This is a genomic window from Pseudomonas sp. HLS-6 TE3448 (genome assembly GCF_053629555.1).
Window position 1 is genome coordinate 3,023,760 of sequence record NZ_JBRJIO010000001.1, and the last position, 17,133, is coordinate 3,040,892.

13 protein-coding genes and 3 pseudogenes are annotated in these 17,133 nt (G+C 59.2%); 7 read left to right on the top strand and 9 right to left on the bottom strand.

Features of this window, described 5'->3' with window-relative positions:
- Window positions 1–461: 461 nt before the first annotated feature.
- The 4 genes from ccoP to ccoN are packed head-to-tail and all read right to left on the bottom strand — an operon-like array spanning window position 462 to window position 3,652.
- On the bottom strand, window positions 462–1,397 hold the full coding sequence (ccoP, locus tag AB7M23_RS13995) for a cytochrome-c oxidase, cbb3-type subunit III (RefSeq protein ID WP_065761967.1): 936 nt from the start codon (window positions 1,395–1,397) through the stop codon (window positions 462–464).
- On the bottom strand, window positions 1,394–1,591 hold the full coding sequence (locus AB7M23_RS14000) for a cbb3-type cytochrome oxidase subunit 3 (RefSeq protein WP_454241092.1): 198 nt from the start codon (window positions 1,589–1,591) through the stop codon (window positions 1,394–1,396). Before AB7M23_RS14000 ends, ccoP begins: the two co-directional genes overlap by 4 nt.
- Before the next feature lie 5 nt (window positions 1,592–1,596).
- Window positions 1,597–2,205, bottom strand: coding sequence for a cytochrome-c oxidase, cbb3-type subunit II (gene ccoO, locus AB7M23_RS14005; protein WP_065761969.1), 609 nt, complete (start codon window positions 2,203–2,205; stop codon window positions 1,597–1,599).
- 10 nt (window positions 2,206–2,215) lie between these two features.
- Window positions 2,216–3,652, bottom strand: coding sequence for a cytochrome-c oxidase, cbb3-type subunit I (ccoN, locus tag AB7M23_RS14010; protein WP_454241093.1), 1,437 nt, complete (start codon window positions 3,650–3,652; stop codon window positions 2,216–2,218).
- Window positions 3,653–3,701: 49 nt separating this feature from the next.
- Between ccoN and AB7M23_RS14015 the strand changes: the two genes are divergently transcribed.
- Entirely contained in the window at window positions 3,702–4,433 is a 732-nt protein-coding gene (locus tag AB7M23_RS14015; protein WP_454241094.1) for an alpha/beta family hydrolase, read from the top strand.
- On the opposite strand, the gene ppnP is transcribed toward AB7M23_RS14015, so the two are convergent.
- Both ppnP and AB7M23_RS14025 read right to left on the bottom strand, forming a co-directional pair.
- Window positions 4,430–4,714, bottom strand: a complete 285-nt coding sequence (gene ppnP, locus AB7M23_RS14020; RefSeq protein WP_454241095.1) for a pyrimidine/purine nucleoside phosphorylase — start codon at window positions 4,712–4,714, stop codon at window positions 4,430–4,432. The genes AB7M23_RS14015 and ppnP overlap by 4 nt on opposite strands.
- 70 nt (window positions 4,715–4,784) lie before the next feature.
- Window positions 4,785–5,336, bottom strand: coding sequence for an exonuclease domain-containing protein (locus AB7M23_RS14025; RefSeq protein WP_330523899.1), 552 nt, complete (start codon window positions 5,334–5,336; stop codon window positions 4,785–4,787).
- Window positions 5,337–5,560: 224 nt separating this feature from the next.
- On the opposite strand from AB7M23_RS14025, the gene AB7M23_RS14030 reads away from it, so the two are divergent.
- Window positions 5,561–6,307 (top strand): substrate-binding periplasmic protein, encoded by a 747-nt coding sequence (locus AB7M23_RS14030; RefSeq protein WP_065761240.1) that lies wholly within the window; start codon window positions 5,561–5,563, stop codon window positions 6,305–6,307.
- A gap of 163 nt (window positions 6,308–6,470) precedes the next feature.
- Here the strand turns inward: AB7M23_RS14030 and AB7M23_RS14035 are convergent.
- Together AB7M23_RS14035 and AB7M23_RS14040 are read right to left on the bottom strand one after the other, a co-directional pair.
- Window positions 6,471–7,236, bottom strand: a pseudogene (locus tag AB7M23_RS14035) (methyl-accepting chemotaxis protein); the annotation flags it as partial.
- Window positions 7,210–8,304 (bottom strand): annotated as a pseudogene (locus AB7M23_RS14040) (cache domain-containing sensor histidine kinase); the annotation flags it as partial. The pseudogenes AB7M23_RS14040 and AB7M23_RS14035, both read right to left, overlap by 27 nt.
- A 729-nt stretch (window positions 8,305–9,033) precedes the next feature.
- Here AB7M23_RS14040 and AB7M23_RS14045 point away from each other — a divergent pair.
- The 3 genes and pseudogenes from AB7M23_RS14045 to AB7M23_RS14055 all read left to right on the top strand — a co-directional run.
- A pseudogene (locus AB7M23_RS14045) lies at window positions 9,034–10,005 on the top strand (GlxA family transcriptional regulator); the annotation flags it as partial.
- Between the two features lie 238 nt (window positions 10,006–10,243).
- Complete coding sequence (locus AB7M23_RS14050) at window positions 10,244–11,455, top strand: M24 family metallopeptidase (protein ID WP_065761236.1); 1,212 nt, start codon at window positions 10,244–10,246, stop codon at window positions 11,453–11,455.
- Between the two features lie 114 nt (window positions 11,456–11,569).
- A complete protein-coding gene (locus tag AB7M23_RS14055) occupies window positions 11,570–12,907 on the top strand; it encodes an MFS transporter (protein ID WP_454241096.1) in 1,338 nt (445 codons plus the stop codon).
- 422 nt (window positions 12,908–13,329) lie between these two features.
- Here AB7M23_RS14055 and AB7M23_RS14060 read toward each other — a convergent pair whose 3' ends face one another.
- Window positions 13,330–14,343 (bottom strand): GlxA family transcriptional regulator, encoded by a 1,014-nt coding sequence (locus AB7M23_RS14060; RefSeq protein WP_454241097.1) that lies wholly within the window; start codon window positions 14,341–14,343, stop codon window positions 13,330–13,332.
- 258 nt (window positions 14,344–14,601) lie between these two features.
- Between AB7M23_RS14060 and glyA the strand changes: the two genes are divergently transcribed.
- Window positions 14,602–15,855, top strand: a complete 1,254-nt coding sequence (gene glyA, locus AB7M23_RS14065) for a serine hydroxymethyltransferase (RefSeq protein ID WP_454241098.1) — start codon at window positions 14,602–14,604, stop codon at window positions 15,853–15,855.
- 21 nt (window positions 15,856–15,876) lie between these two features.
- The gene (locus AB7M23_RS14070) at window positions 15,877–17,127 is read left to right on the top strand and encodes a sarcosine oxidase subunit beta family protein (RefSeq protein ID WP_099773990.1); all 1,251 of its coding nucleotides are present in this window, start codon (window positions 15,877–15,879) and stop codon (window positions 17,125–17,127) included.
- Window positions 17,128–17,133: the final 6 nt, after the last annotated feature.

The window sequence follows — 17,133 nt, forward strand, 5'->3', positions numbered from 1 at the left end:
TAAAAATCGGCGCAAGTATGTATAAACCGTGTGGTTATTGCAACGCGATGGCATCCGCGCCGATCCTTGCCAGAGCGTGTGTTGCGGCCCTTTCGAGCTTTTCTGGCGCGAAAATTGTACACAGTTAATTTACTTTTATGTGTACGATTTTTCGGTTTTTATTACCGGACAATCGCGCTGGTACACCGTTTGTCGAAACGGCTGTCGGGTCGAGGATGGCTGACATGAGCCGCCCTATCAGCCTTTGCGCCGAATCGTTGGCGGTGAGTGCCCCAGGAAAGTGCAGCAGGACCGCTCATTCCACCCACTGTGGCAACAAGCTTAGTTCCAATTGATGGCGGTGCAAGGCGAGGGCGTGCTTGGCTGCGACACTTGGTCGCAAGGCGGGAGGGGGAGGGGGATAAGCCGCCGCACCCCTGAAGGTGCGGCGTTTTTAGTCAAGCCTCAGTTACAAAATCATTTCACTTGGCAGAGGCCTGTTCGTTCCCCTTGGACAGGCTGTAGACGTAGGCGGCCAGCAGGTGAACCTTGTCGTTACCCTGGATTTCCTGCTGGGCAGGCATCTGGCCCTGGCGGCCGTAACGGATGGTCTGCTGCAGTTGGGCAAAGCTCGAACCGTAGATGAACGCCTGTGGGTGAGTCAGGTTCGGTGCGCCCATGGCTGGGGTACCTTTGCCTTCAGGCCCGTGGCAGGCCACGCAGTTGGTTGCGAAGAGCTTCTGGCCATTGGCCGGATCGGCTTTCGTGCCTTCTGGCAGGGTGCGGCCATCGAGGTTGGTCAGGACAAAGGCCGCCACGTCGGCTACACCTTGTTCGCCAATCACTTCAGCCCAGGCTGGCATGATGCCGTGACGGCCATTCAGGATCGAGGCCTTGATGGTCTCCGGCTCGCCACCCCAGCGCCAGTCATTGTCGGTCAGGTTAGGGAAGCCATAGGCGCCCTTGGCGTCGGAACCGTGGCACACCGAGCAGTTGGAGGCGAACAGGCGGCCACCCATTTTCAGGGCTTGTGGGTCCTTGGCCACTTCCTCCACTGGCATGGCGGCGAATTTGGCGAAGATCGGTCCGAACTTGGCGTCCGCCTTGTCCATCTCTTTCTGCCATTCGTTAACGCCGGTCCAGCCGTCCTTGTAGCCAGGCAGCATGCCTTTCCAGTTGCCCAGGCCAGGGTAGAGGATCAGGTAGCCGACCGAGAACATCAGGGTGCCAACGAACAGCCAGAACCACCACTTGGGCAGCGGGTTGTCGTATTCCTCGATGCCGTCGAAGCTGTGGCCCATGGTCTGGTCGGTGGAACCTTTGCTTTCGCCCTTGCGTGTGGCCAGTAGCAGCCAGGTCAGGCCAACCAGGCTACCGATTGTCAGTACGCAGATATACGTACTCCAGAAGGTGGTCATTGCCGGGTACTCCTCAAGGCGGGTTCATTGGCGGTAGGGGGCAGGCGATCATCGGCGAACGGCAGCAGGCGTGCCTCGGCAAAGTCACGGTCGCGGCGGGCGTTGAACACCCAGAAGGCCAGGCCGATGAAGGCGATCATCACCAGCAGTGTGCCCAGGCCGCGTAGCTGGCCGATATCCAGTGTGAAGTCCATGGGGCTTACCTCTTGTTCTTGATCGCGGTGCCGAGCACCTGCAGGTAGGCGACCAGCGCATCCATTTCGGTCTTGCCCTTGACTGCGTCGCGGGCACCGGCGATGTCGGCATCGCTGTACGGCACGCCAAGGGTGCGCATGGTGCGCAGCTTGGCCTCGGTGTGCGTGCTGTCGACCTGGTTGGCCACCAGCCATGGGTAGGCGGGCATCTTCGACTCAGGCACGACGTTGCGCGGGTTGTACAGGTGCGCACGGTGCCAGTCGTCGGAGTAGCGAGCGCCGACACGGGCCAGGTCCGGGCCGGTACGCTTGGAGCCCCACAGGAACGGGTGGTCCCAGACGCTTTCACCGGCAACCGAGTAGTGGCCGTAGCGCTCGGTTTCAGCACGGAACGGGCGGATCATCTGCGAGTGGCAGCCGACGCAGCCTTCGCGGATGTAGATGTCACGGCCTTCCAGTTGCAGTGCGGTGTAGGGCTTCATGCCCTCGACCGGCTTGTTGGTGACGTCCTGGAAAAACAGCGGGACGATCTGGGTCAGGCCACCGATGCTCACGGCGACCACCATCAGCAGCACCAGCAGGAAGACGTTCTTCTCAATAGTTTCGTGTTTCATTTCGCTTTCCTCAGGCCAGCTGGGTGGCGGCGTCGGCGTCGGCTTCGGTTTTGGCCGGAGCGGCGACGGTCACGGTGCGCCAGGTGTTCCAGGCCATCAGCAACATGCCAGTCAGGAAGATGGCACCGCCGACGAAGCGCACGATGAAGCCAGGGTGGCTGGCGACCAGGGTCTCGACGAAGGAGTAGGTCAGGGTGCCGTCGGCGTTGACCGCGCGCCACATCAGGCCTTGGGCGATACCGTTGACCCACATCGAGGCGATGTAGAGCACGGTGCCGATGGTGGCCAGCCAGAAGTGGGCGTTGATCAGGCCGATGCTGTGCATCTGCTCACGACCGAAGACTTTCGGGATCATGTGGTACAGCGCGCCGATGGAGATCATCGCGACCCAGCCCAGGGCGCCCGCATGTACGTGGCCGATGGTCCAGTCGGTGTAGTGGGACAGCGCGTTGACGGTCTTGATGGCCATCATCGGGCCTTCGAAGGTCGACATGCCGTAGAACGCCAGCGATACCACCAGGAAGCGCAGGATCGGGTCGCTGCGCAGCTTATGCCAGGCGCCCGAGAGGGTCATCATGCCGTTGATCATGCCACCCCAGCTTGGCGCCAGCAGGATCAGCGACATGACCATGCCCAGCGACTGGGCCCAGTCGGGCAGGGCGGTATAGTGCAGGTGGTGGGGGCCGGCCCAGATGTACAGGGTGATCAGTGCCCAGAAGTGCACGATCGACAGGCGATAGGAGTACACCGGACGTTCGGCTTGCTTGGGCACGAAGTAGTACATCATGCCGAGGAAGCCTGCGGTCAGGAAGAAGCCTACGGCGTTATGGCCGTACCACCACTGGACCATGGCGTCAGTGGCGCCACTGTACAGTGAGTAGGACTTGGTCAGGCTGACCGGCACTTCCAGGTTGTTGACGATGTGCAGGATGGCCACGGTAATGATGAATGCACCGAAGAACCAGTTGCCCACGTAGATGTGCTTGGTGGTGCGTTTCATCAGCGTGCCGAAGAACACCACGGCGTAAGCGACCCAGACGATGGTGATCAGCAGGTCGATTGGCCATTCCAGCTCAGCGTATTCCTTGGAGCTGGTGAAGCCCAGCGGCAGGGATACGGCAGCCAGGACGATGACCAGTTGCCAGGCCCAGAAGGTGAACGCGGCCAGACGCGGCGAAAACAGCGTGGTCTGGCAGGTGCGTTGCACCGAGTAGTAGGAACTGGCGAACAATGCACAACCACCGAAGGCGAAGATCACCGCGTTGGTGTGCAGCGGGCGCAGGCGCCCGAAGCTGGTCCAGGGGAGGTCGAAGTTGAGTGAAGGCCAGACGAGTTGCGCGGCAAGAAAAACGCCGAGTCCCATCCCGACTATCCCCCACACCACCGTCATAATGGCGAATTGGCGGACCACCTTGTAGTTGTAGGCGGTACTGCTGGTTGTGTTCATGTATGGGTTCCCATCCACGGTTATAGGCAGACTTATTAGCGAGGCAAGCATGAGTAATGGGCAATTGGCCGGTATTGACGGGGATCAATGGGCGCAACGGGTGGCGGCACGTGGCTGGCGCTGGAATGCCCCGCAGAATCAGGGGGATAAACCCTGTCGCGACGTGTTGATTCTGGCCCATGGCGCAGGTGCCCCCATGGACAGCGCGTTCATGGAAGACATGGCGCAAAGGCTTGCGGGGCAAGGGTTGGGGGTGTTGCGCTTTGAGTTTCCCTACATGGCTCAGCGGCGGCTGGATGGCGGCAAAAGGCCGCCGAATCCGCAGGCGGTACTGCTCGAATACTGGCGCGAGGTGTACTGTCAAGTGCGACCATCGGTCGCTGGGGTGTTGGCAGTCGGTGGCAAGTCCATGGGCGGGCGCATGGCGAGCTTGCTGGCCGATGAACTGGGCGCCGATGCACTGGTTTGCCTGGGGTATCCGTTCTATGCGACGGGCAAGCCGGAAAAACCGCGGGTAGCGCATCTGGCGGCGCTGAAGACGCCGACCTTGATCATTCAGGGCGAGCGTGACGCCTTGGGCAATCGCCAAACAGTGGAGGGGTATGCGTTGTCGTCAGCCATCGAGCTGTGCTGGCTGCACGCCGCTGACCATGACTTGAAGCCACTCAAGGCGTCGGGATTCAGTCATGCCGATCATTTACAGACGGCGGCAGACCGGGTTGTGCGCTTCATTGATGAAGTGAGTGCCGGGGTCAGGGCAACCCCGGCGACGATTGCTTAACCGCGGTACTCGCAAAGGTAGGCGGTGTCGACAGCGACTTTCAGTTGGAACTTGCTGTTGGCCGGTACATTGAACTGGCTGCCAGCGCTGAAGGTTTCCCAGTTGTCGCTGTCTGGCAGCTTGACGGTCAGGGCGCCGGAGACCACATGCATGATTTCGCGCTGGCTGGTACCGAACTCGTATTCGCCCGGAGCCATCACGCCAATCGTGGCCGGAGCTTCGGCGGTGCCGAATGCGATGGATTTGACCGTGCCATCAAAGTACTCGTTGACTTTAAACATGGGCGACTCCTGAAAAGGGGGGAAAAAGGTTGGCCAGTATGCCCAAGCGCCCGGTTGCCGTCATCCGCTTTCAAATGCCGCTGGCAGGCAGGGTCAACGGTAGCAGGCGCGCCGTGTTGCGGGCATCTTCCAGGGCGCGGTGCTGCTGCCCGCAAAACTGCAGGCCGGCCAGTTGCAGCGCACCATTCAGGCCGAGTGGACGTTGCAGGTGTCGGGCCTTGGCGAAGTGCTGTTTCAGGTTGATATGGGGAATGTTGGCCAATAGGCTGTCGACCTCATGCTGTTGCCATTCCTGCAGCAACTGCTTGCGGTCGTAGTCCCCCCAACTGACCCACCCCTCAAGGTGCGGCTGATGGTGGCTGAGCCAGCGCTCGAATTGCGCCCAGACCTCCATGAACGAGGCTGCTGTATCGACATTGGTCTGGCTGATATGGGTCAGCTCGCGGCAGAACGTGGTCAGCTGGGGGCGACGCCGTGGCCGTATAAACCGCTGGAAGTGGTCCACCTCGCGGCCGTCGCGGTTGACCAGGCTGGCACCGATTTCAATGATTTCCATTTCCGCGACTGGCCAGCCACCGTCGTCAGTGGTGGCTTCCAGGTCGATTACCAGCCAATGCCCCATCATCCGCTTCCCATCCAATATGCTGGCTAGAGCGTAGCCAATGCGCGGCGTTTAGGATATCCCCTGTTTTGGCAGCGGTGGCGCCCTTGCTGGCCTACTCTTTGGTTGTGCAAACGTGGTAAAACGCCTAGCTTAAAGGGCGTCCACGTCCCGTCCCTCGAGAGTGTGTAGCCTTGAAGTCCGTGCCATTGCCGCCGCTGTTGTCTGCTCTGCTGCTGTTTGCCATGGCGTGGCTCGCTCCGTCGGCAAGTGCCTTCGAGGATGTTGAGGTCCGGGTGGGCGCCGCGCATTTCCCTCCTTACACGGTACGCCCCGAGCAAGGCGCTGATACAGGCTTGTTGCCGCAACTGATCGATGCTCTCAACCAACTGCAGCAGCAGTACCGCTTCGTTCTGGTGCCCACGTCGATCCCGCGACGCTTTCGCGACTTCCAGCACGGTCGCATCGATATGGCGATCTTCGAGAACCCTGAATGGGGCTGGCAACAGATTCCTCATGCCAGCGTCGACATGGGGCTTGAGGATGCCGAGGTGTTCGTTACCCATCGCCTGCCTGGCCGTGATCAAGCGTATTTTGCCGACCTTCAGGGCAAGCGGCTGGCACTGTTCAGTGGCTATCACTACGCCTTTGCCAAGTTCAACTCAAACCCACGCGACCTGGCTGAGCTTTACAACGCCACGCTGACCTATTCCCACGACAGCAACCTGTTGATGGTTCAGCGCGACCGGGCGGATATTGCCTTGGTTACCCGTTCGTACCTGTCGGATTACCTGGCGCGTAATCCTGGCAGCGCTGAACAGCTGTTGGCCTCCGAACGAGTGGATCAGGTTTACCATCACTTCGCCCTGTTGCGCCCCGGTGCACCGATCAGCGGCGAAGCGTTCCAGGGGCTGCTGCAGCAACTGCGCGACAATGGAAAACTGGCGGGTATTTTCAAGCCGTATCAAATCCACGTCGCGAAGTCGCGTTGACGCCGTTGCAGGCCTAGCCTGCCAACACACCTGTACAGCACTCAATCGGTGCGGAAGCGCCCCACCAAGGTGTTCAACTCGCTTGAGATCTGGGTCAGCGAGCGCGTGGTGGTCCTGGACACACTGGATACTTCACTGATACGACTGGCATCGCTGTGAATGTCGGCGATATGGCGGTTGATGTCTTCGGCCACGGCATGTTGTTCTTCGGCGGCGGTGGCAATCTGGGTATTCATATCCTTGATCGTCGTCACGGCCTCATGCACACCGGCAAATGCTGCCTCCACCTGAGCCGTAAATTCGACCGATTCGTTTGACTGCACCAGGCTGTGATGCATTTCCATCGCCACGCTCTGGCTGCTGCTGACCAGTTTGCCGAGCAAGCCGTTGATCTGTTCGGTTGAATCGGAGGTGCGCTTGGCCAATGCCCGCACTTCGTCGGCCACTACCGCAAAACCACGTCCCTGATCGCCTGCGCGTGCGGCCTCGATGGCGGCATTGAGCGCCAACAGGTTGGTCTGCTCAGCGATACCGCGGATGGTGTCGAGAATGGCGGTGATACCCTGGGTATTGTGCTCCAGTTGGCTGATCGACTCCGCGGCCTGACGAATACGGTCCCCCAGGCTGCCGACCTGGCTGACCATGAGCCCGATAACCTGCTGGCCTTTGTGCGCCTGGTCCTGGCCGTGCTGTGCGGCTTCAGCGGCGCGATTGCAGTTGATCGCCACTTCATTGGCGGTGGCGACCATTTCATGGAACGCAGTAGACACCATGTCCACCGCCGTCGACTGACGTTGTGCCGTATCGTCGAGCTGGCTGGCCTGGACACCGATAGCCGCAGCGCCTTGTTCGACCTGCGCGCTGGACGCGCGAATATCCTTGATCAAGTTCTGGATACTGTCGACAAAGCCATTGAAGCCCTTGGCCATTTGCGCGGTTTCATCGTTGCCCTTGATCTGTAAACGGCGCGTCAGGTCGGCCTCGCCGCTGGCAATATCGCGCAAGCCCGCTGAGGTTGTGTTGATCGGTGCAATCAGCACGTGGGACAGTGCTACGCCGCACAGCCCGAAGATCATCACCAGGACAGCGCCCAGCAATGTGATCACCCACACCAGGTGCCAGCCGCCAGCGTTGATTTCGCTGCTCTCGATCAGGGCAATGTAGGTCCAGCCCAAGGTTTGCGACTTGTACACGCTGGCGTTGTAGTCTTTGCCATCCAGTTGCACGGTGTAGAAACCTGCTGGTTGGTTGGCAAGAAAGGCATACCCGTCACCCAGGCTCGCCAGGGCTTTGAAATTGTTGGTGGGGTGCATTGGGTCGGCCAGCACGTTGCCATCACTCTCCACTAACAACAGATAGCCGTTGTTACCAAAACGGATCTTTCCGGCCACTTCGGTCAACTTGTTCAGCGAAACGTCCAGCGACACGACACCCGTTCCGCCATCGGCATCGATAAAGGTCTGTGCCGTGGAAACAATAACGGCGTTATCCTCGGCAAACGTATAAGCCTGCGTGCGAACAGGCTTGCCATTGCCCGTAAGGGCGGCCTTGAACCAAGGCCGTTCACGTGGGTCGTAGTGGGCGCGGATATCTGACTCTGGCCAATGCAGAAAATGCCCCTGGCTCGTGGCCGCATAGACGTAGGCGTAACTGGGGTGCGATTTGCCCATCAGTGCGAACAACTCATAGATCGCAGCGCCCACCCCGCTATCAGGGGCGTGCATTTTCGTCACGTGTGATGTTTCGATATAACGCTGAAGGGTGTTGTCGGCGGACTTCAATACTTGCGTCTGACTCAACAGCGTGACGTTTTCTGCAACACTTTCAAGGAAAAAAGAAAAGGCATTATCCACTTCATGGATTTGTTTAACACTGCTCTGGTTGAACTGCTCGTGTTCCCTGTTCATCGCCTGGTTGGCGACAAATAACGTAATCATCAATACGGGAATCAAGGTGACGCTAATAAAGGCGGCTATGAGTTTGAAGCGAATCGTCATACAACCCTCTGCTTTTTTATTATGTGTGTTGCCCGGGTGAATTAGCTATTTCAGAAAAAACGTGGTGGCCCATTGAAATAGCAACCTGAGAGTACCGTCCTTGACAACATGTACTGGGTCATCCCACTGAGCCTTGGAGCTCACGTCGTCGGCGCCGTCCCTTTTCGCTATTTGAAATACGCAAAAACGCCAATCGAGTTGTGTACGTCAGCAGTTTGGCACGCCTGAGCCCAATAAAATCAGCGAGGGCGGATCTGATCAACTTCAGGTCGGACACGTACAAAACGGCGTGTGGGTATCTGCTGCAATGCTTCTCGGGGATCCGTCAATGCTGCGTTGTATGAGGGCATTCAATTCAATGTTTGTGGTGCGGCGGCGAGGCTGAGAGGAAGGGGTGTTGACGATATTCCTCCTCTGTTCGCATACCCAAACAGAAAAAAGCAAGAGGCGAGACCAGAAGGCCAGAAGTAACTTTCTATCACCGAGCAGAGACAATAATGAAAAAAAGCATCGACCTTTCACGCCAGACCTCGCTGGCGCCCTTTATCGCTCAGCTGTATATGGCCTGTTCCCCCTTCGAAATGACATGGGCTCACGCCAGGTGGGCGCCGAATGTAAACAATCGAGGGTCGAATTCAGACAATGTTGGTGGTGTTGTAGATCTGATAATCCACTCAAGCGCGCTTAATTCTTGCGCAGAGGTGGCAGGTTTTGATGACAAATACCACTATGGCAATCGACGATAAACAGCACGGTCCGCATGAACGCGTACTTGAGTCGGTGGGCTTTTTGCTGGTCAACAACTTCTCCCTGATGGCCATGTCTTGCGCCGTTGAGCCGCTGCGCCTGGCCAATCAGTTATCGGGCCAGGAGCTCTACCGTTGGCACACCTTGACCCTGGATGGTCGCCCGGTATGGGCCAGCAATGGCCTGCAGATATCTCCCAACGCGGCTGCCAGTAATGCGCCAGCAATGGACGCACTGTTTGTGTGTGGCGGCAAAGGCATTGAGCGCAGTTGTACTGCTGAACAGGCGTCCTGGCTCAAGTCACAGTCCGAACAGGGGCTGCACTTGGGCGGTGTGTGCTCTGGGAGCTGGGCCTTGGCCGCAGCCGGCCTGCTTGATGGCTACGATTGCAGTGTCGACTGGCCCTACCTGATGGACATGCAGGAGGGTTTTCCAGGGGTCACTTTAAGCGCGCAATTGTTTGTGATTGACCGCGATCGTTACACGGCCTCGGGCGGTACCGCTTCCCTGGACATGATGTTGCGGTTGATTGGTGCGGGGCATGGGTCAGAACTGGTGGCGCAGATCTGTGAGACCCTGGCCTTTGATCACCGGCGCAACGAACAGGGCCATCAGCGCCTGCCACTCAAGCACATGTTGGGGCATGCGCAGCCGAAACTGCAGGAGGTCGTGGCGCTGATGGAAAGCAACCTGCGCGAACCGCTTAGCCTCGATGAACTGGCCAGCTACCTGAGTGTTTCCAGGCGGCAGTTGGAGCGGTTGTTTCTGAAGTATCTCTACAGTACCCCCATGCGCTATTACCAGAAGTTGAGGTTGATGCGGGCACGGCAACTGCTCAGGCAGACGGCGCTGCCGGTAATGCAGGTAGCGACTGAGTGCGGCTTCATTTCAACCCAGCATTTCTCCAAGCGCTACCGCGAGCACTATGGCGTTCCGCCTAAGGATGAGCGCGTGCATCGTCGTCGCATGAGTTCCCCGCCGCTGCATTGAGGGCATTACTGGCGCGACACCTGTCCGGCCCCGAGATTTCTCGGGGCCGGTTTTTTTTGGCCGTAGTGTCCACGATTCGGATCTAACCAATTTCGGGTCGGGCACGTACAAAAGATGCCCCCGGGTATCTGCTGCAATGCTCCTCACGGACCCGGCCAAAAGCGGTGTACCGAATCGCTAACAATGACAAGGAACACAGACGATGCAAATGCCAAAAACAATCCAGATCCGCAACGGCGATAAAGTCCAATCGACCTTTTCCGAGCAGGAATATGCCGATCGCCAGGCCAAGCTGCGTGCTTATATGGCGGCCCAGGATATCGATGCGGCGGTGTTCACTTCCTACCACAACGTCAACTACTACAGCGATTTCATTTACTGCTCCTTCGGCCGCCCTTACGCGTTGGTCGTGACCCAGGACAAGGTGGTGTCGATCAGCGCCAACATCGACGGTGGCCAGCCATGGCGTCGTACCGTGGGCACCGACAACATCGTCTACACCGACTGGCAGCGCGACAACTTCTTCGTCGCCATCGAGCAAGCGCTTCCCAAAGCGGGCCGCATCGGTATCGAGTTCGACCATCTGAACCTGCAGAACCATGCGAAGCTCGCTGCGCGTTATCCGCAGGCGCAATTGGTCGACATCGCCGCACCCTGCATGCGTATGCGCATGATCAAGTCCGCAGAAGAACACGTCATGATTCGTCATGGCGCGCGCATCGCCGACATCGGCGGTGCGGCGGTAGTCGAGGCATTGCGTGACCAGGTGCCTGAATACGAAGTGGCATTGCACGCTACTCAGGCGATGGTGCGCGAGATCGCCCGCAGCTTCCCTGAAGGCGAGCTGATGGACACCTGGACCTGGTTTCAGTCGGGCATCAACACCGACGGCGCCCATAACCCAGTGACCAGTCGCAAGGTCAACAAAGGGGATATTCTGAGCCTCAACTGCTTCCCGATGATCGCGGGTTACTACACCGCCCTTGAGCGCACCCTGTTCCTCGATCATTGCTCCGACGAGCACCTGCGCTTGTGGAACGTCAACGTCCAGGTTCATGAAGCGGGCCTGAAGCTGATCAAGCCTGGCATGCGTTGCAGCGACATCGCTCGCGAGCTGAACGAGATCTACCTTCAGCACGACCTGTTGCAGTACCGTACCTTCGGTTACGGTCATTCATTCGGCACCCTCAGCCACTACTACGGCCGCGAGGCGGGCCTGGAGTTGCGCGAGGATATCGATACAGTACTCGAGCCGGGCATGGTGGTGTCGATCGAGCCGATGATCATGCTGCCAGAAGGCATGCCAGGTGCTGGTGGCTATCGTGAACACGACATCCTGATCGTCAACGAGCAGGGCTCGGAGAACATCACCAAGTTCCCTTACGGGCCTGAGAAGAACATCATCAAGAAGTAAACGCGATACGCCGCACAGGGATGTGCGGCTTTTTTTTCCCTGGCCAACGTTGCCAGGGGAGAAGCGAGCCAGCCCTACATTTCGCCGGAAATAACAATAAAAAGGGTACTTGTCATGTCTACCACCTCCACGCTGACGTCATCCCGTTTTCACTCACGCGAGCAAGACGCTGAACGGCAGGCACTGCGCAAGGCAGCGCGTGCCAGTTTCATGGGTAACTTCGTCGAATGGTTCGATTACGCCGCTTACGGCTATCTGGCCACAGTCATCGCCGCCACCTTTTTCCCGCAAACCGATAAAGCCACGGGTTTGCTGGCAACCTTTGCCGTGTTCGCCTTGTCCTTTATCGTTCGTCCTCTGGGCGGATTGGTATGGGGGCACTTCGGTGACAAGTATGGGCGTCGAAATGCGTTGTCCTATTCCATCCTGATCATGTCCATTTCGACGTTTTGCATCGGTGTCCTGCCCACCTATGGGCACATCGGCTTGTGGGCGCCGGCGTTGCTATTGCTCATCCGACTGGTCCAGGGTTTTTCTGCTTCCGGTGAGTACGCCGGTGCTTCGGCATTTCTTGCTGAGTATGCGCCACAAGGCAAGCGAGGGCTGTACACCAGCATCGTGCCTGCGAGTACTGCCGCAGGGTTGCTGTTCGGCGCGGCCTTCGTTGCGGGCCTGCATGGCCTGTTGAGCAGCGAAGACATGCAAAGCTGGGGTTGGCGCGTGCCGTTCTTGTTGGCAGCACCTTTTGGCCTGGTCGGCCGTTACATCCGCATGAGCCTGCAGGACACCCCCAAGTTCCTGGAAATGGAGCAGCGCCTGGAAAACAAGGAATGTGCCACAGCAGCGCCGATCCGCGAACTGCTGACCGTGCATCGTCGCAGCGTCATCATCGGTATCGGCGTCACCTGCCTCAACGCTGTGGCCTTTTACCTGTTGCTCAGCTACATGCCGACCTACCTGTCGACGGAAATGGGGATGAGTGAGAGCGACTCCTTCATTGCCTCGACCGTCTCACTGGCGACCTACATCGGCCTGATTTTCCTCATGGGCAAACTGTCCGACTTTTTCGGTCGCAAGACCATGCTGGTCATGGCGTCGGTGTTGTTCCTGTTACTGACGTTCCCATTGTTCGGCATGCTGGATCATCAGCCATTGGTGGTCATTCTGATGATCCAGATCATCTTCGGCGCCATGCTGGCCATGAACGACGGTACCTTGCCGAGTTTTCTCGCAGAGATTTTCCCGACCCGGGTGCGCTTCAGCGGCTTTGCCTTCAGCTTCAACATCGCCAACGCCTTGTTTGGCGGTACTGCGCCGTTTATCGCCACGTGGTTGATCCAGCTGACGGGCAACAAGATGGCGCCTGCCTGGTACTTGTTGGCGGCAGCCTTGGTCGCGCTGGTGGCGATGCTGTCGGTGCGGGAAACAGCGCATGCAGCGCTGCGGGACTGATTGATTCACCAGGCAGGCCTGCATCCCACACGATTGAACTACAGCCCTGTTGGAGCAGGCTTGCCTGCGATGCAAGCACCGCGAAGGCACTGGCACCACAGCGATGCCATCGCGGGCAAGCCCGGCTCCTACAGGCGGCTCGGTTTTCGTTGGAGCAGGCTTGCCTGTGATGCAAGCACTGCGAAGGCTCTGGCACCACAGCGATACGATCGCGGGCAAGCCCGGCTCCTACAGGCGACTCGGTCTTCGTTGGAGCAGGCTTGCCTGCGATGCAAGCACCGCGAAGGTACTGGCACCCCACCGATGCCATCGCGGGCAAGCCCGGCTCCTACAGGCGGCTCGGTTTTCGTTGGAGCAGGCTTGCCTGCGATGCAAGCACTGCGAAGGATGCCATTGCAGTTCAAGACTGCGTTCCAAAGACGTTACTGCAATGCGCCTTTTTTGCGCTCGCCCATGGGGGACAGGCCAAAGAATCGGCTGTAACACTTGGAGAAGTGCGCAGGCGAGGCGAAACCGCAGGCCAGGGCGATATCGCGTACCTGGGACTCACTGCGCAGCAGCAACTGACGCGCCCTCGACAAGCGCAATTCCAGGTAGTACTGGCTCGGGGTACGTTGCAGGTACTTGTTAAACAAACGCTCCAGTTGCCGCACCGACACATCGTTCAAGGCGGCCAGTTCATCCAGCCCTACTGGCTCCTCAAGATTGGCTTCCATGATGGCCACCACCTGGCTGAGCTTGGGTTGAGACGTGCCCAGCTTGCTGCGCAACGGTACCCGTTGCTGCTCGCGCGCGCCGCGCACCCGGTCACACAACAGCAGCTCGGCAGCCCGCGCGGCGATCTCTGAGCCGTTGGGTTCGCGGGCGACCAGTTGCAGGATCATGTCCATGGCGGCGACGCCGCCTGAACAGGTGTAACGGTCGCGGTCCAGTTCGAACAACTGATTGGAAATGATGATCCCGGGGAAACGATCCTTGAGTGCTTCGATGTCTTCCCAGTGAATGGTGCAACGGTAGCCTTTGAGCAGGTCAGCGCGGGCCAGCAGGTGGCTTCCGGTACAGATCCCTCCCAATGGGATGTGTTGATGGGCCAGCTTGCGCAGCCAATTGAGCAGTGGTCGGCTGCTGTGGTCGGAAACGATAGGGTTGGCGCCTACCACGAAAAGAATGTCGAGGTCGGGTGCGTCTTCGATGGCGTAGTCTGGCAGCACGCGCATGCCGTTACTGGCGGTCACCGGGTCGTGATTGGCAGCAATGATGACGGTCCGGTACAAGATTTGATGCGCGGCCATGTTGGCGATGCGCAGGGTTTCCACGGCCGACGCGAAACCGATGGTAGTGAAGTTCGGCAGCACCAGAAAACCGATGGTCTTGACCGGCTTTTGCGCCTTGGCCAAATGATCCGCAGCGGCTGTGCCCTTCAATATCTGGGCCATGTTCTTTCCTCTTATGCATCGGTAATGCGTTCTCCGGCATTAGCATCGAGACATCGCAGTACGGGTTATTTTTCTTGTTGTCCCTGCCTGCTTCCAGGCGCTCGGATAGTACACCTTGTGGGGGCTTGGTGCCTGGCCCTTGGAGGGATTGCCGGGCATTTGGATGTCGATATCAGACAAACATGACACCTGTCGTTTTTGCACAATCGGCTCAACAAAAAAAACAGCGACGGAAGGTCTCCGTCATGAGGAGAGAGCATGTTCAGTAAAAACGATCAACTCCAGGGTTATGACGATGCACTGCTGGCGGCGATGAATGCCGAAGAGCAGCGTCAGGAAGATCACATCGAACTGATCGCCTCGGAGAATTACACCAGCAAGCGCGTGATGCAGGCCCAGGGCAGCGGCCTGACCAACAAGTACGCCGAAGGCTATCCGGGCAAGCGTTACTACGGCGGTTGTGAGCACGTGGACAAGGTCGAACAACTGGCGATTGACCGTGCCAAGCAACTGTTCGGTGCCGACTACGCCAACGTTCAGCCGCACTCCGGCAGCCAGGCCAACGCGGCGGTGTTCCTCGCCCTGCTGCAGGCCGGTGACACGGTGTTGGGCATGAGCCTGGCCCACGGCGGCCACCTGACCCACGGCGCCAAGGTCAGCTTCTCCGGCAAGCTCTACAACGCGGTGCAATACGGCATCGACACCACCACCGGCCTGATCGACTACGACGAAGTCGAGCGCCTGGCGTTGGAACACAAGCCGAAAATGATCATCGCCGGTTTTTCGGCCTACTCGAAAACCCTCGATTTCCCACGCTTCCGTCAGATCGCTGACAAAGTGGGCGCTTACCTGTTCGTCGACATGGCGCACGTGGCCGGCCTGGTCGCGGCCGGGCTGTACCCTAACCCGCTGCCGTACGCCGACGTGGTCACCACCACCACCCACAAGACCCTGCGCGGCCCACGGGGCGGCCTGATTCTGGCCAAGGCCAACGAAGAACTGGAGAAGAAACTCAACGCGGCGGTGTTCCCCGGCGGCCAGGGCGGGCCGCTGATGCACGTCATCGCGGCCAAGGCCGTGTGCTTCAAGGAAGCCCTGGAACCCAGCTTCAAGGCGTATCAGCAGCAAGTGATCGACAACGCCCAGGCCATGGCTGGCGTGTTCATCGACCGCGGCTACGATGTAGTGTCCGGCGGCACCGATAACCACCTGTTCCTGGTCAGCCTGATCCGTCAGGGCCTGACCGGCAAAGAGGCCGATGCTGCCCTGGGCCGTGCCCATATCACGGTGAACAAGAACGCCGTACCGAATGACCCACAGTCGCCGTTCGTCACGTCCGGCCTGCGCATTGGCACCCCGGCGGTGACCACGCGCGGCTTCAAGGTCAGCCAGTGCACCGCACTGGCCGGCTGGATCTGCGACATTCTCGACAACCTTGGCGATGCCGATGTCGAGGCCGATGTGGCGAAAAACGTGTCGGCACTGTGTGCAGACTTTCCGGTTTACCGCTGAGTGGTTGAGGAGTAACTGACTATGCAACGCTACTCGGGCTTCGGCCTTTTCAAGCACTCGCTGAGCCACCATGAAAACTGGCAGCGCATGTGGCGCACGCCGACCCCGAAAAAGGTCTACGACGTGGTGATCGTCGGCGGCGGCGGGCATGGCCTGGCCACGGCCTACTACCTGGCCAAAGAACACGGCATCACCAACGTTGCGGTGGTCGAGAAGGGCTGGTTGGGCGGTGGCAACACCGCCCGTAACACCACCATCGTGCGTTCCAACTACCTGTGGGATGAGTCGGCGCACCTCTACGAACACGCCATGAAACTCTGGGAAGGCCTGTCGCAAGACATCAACTACAACGTGATGTTCTCCCAGCGCGGCGTCTATAACCTGTGCCACACCCTGCAGGACATGCGTGATTCGGAGCGTCGGGTCAGTGCCAACCGTCTCAACGGTGTGGACGGCGAACTGCTCAACGCCCAGCAAGTGGCCGACGAGATTCCGTACCTGGACTGCTCGAAGAACACCCGCTACCCGATCATCGGTGCCACCGTGCAGCGCCGCGGCGGGGTTGCCCGTCACGACGCCGTGGCCTGGGGCTTTGCCCGCGCCGCCGATGCCTTGGGCGTGGACCTGATTCAGCAAACCGAAGTCACCGGTTTCCGCAAGGAAAATGGCGTGGTCATCGGGGTTGAAACCAGCAAGGGCTTCATTGGCGCCAAGCGGGTCGGTGTGGTCACCGCCGGTAACTCCGGGCACATGGCCAAGCTCGCCGGCTTCCGCCTGCCGCTGGAGTCGCACCCGCTGCAAGCACTGGTGTCCGAGCCGATCAAACCGATCATCGACAGTGTGATCATGTCCAACGCCGTGCACGGCTACATCAGCCAGTCGGACAAGGGCGACCTGGTGATCGGCGCCGGTATCGACGGTTGGGTTGGCTACGGCCAGCGCGGCTCGTACCCGGTGATCGAACACACCCTGCAGGCCATCGTCGAGATGTTCCCGATCCTGTCCCGTGTGCGCATGAACCGGCAGTGGGGCGGCATCGTCGATACCTCGCCGGATGCCTGCCCGATCATTTCCAAGACCCCGGTCAAGAACCTGTTCTTCAACTGCGGTTGGGGCACCGGTGGCTTCAAGGCCACGCCGGGTTCAGGCAACGTCTTTGCCGCCAGCCTGGCCAAGGGTGAAATGCACCCGCTGGCTGCGCCTTTTTCCATCGACCGTTTCTACAACGGCGCACTGATCGACGAACACGGCGCTGCCGCTGTCGCCCACTAACAGGAG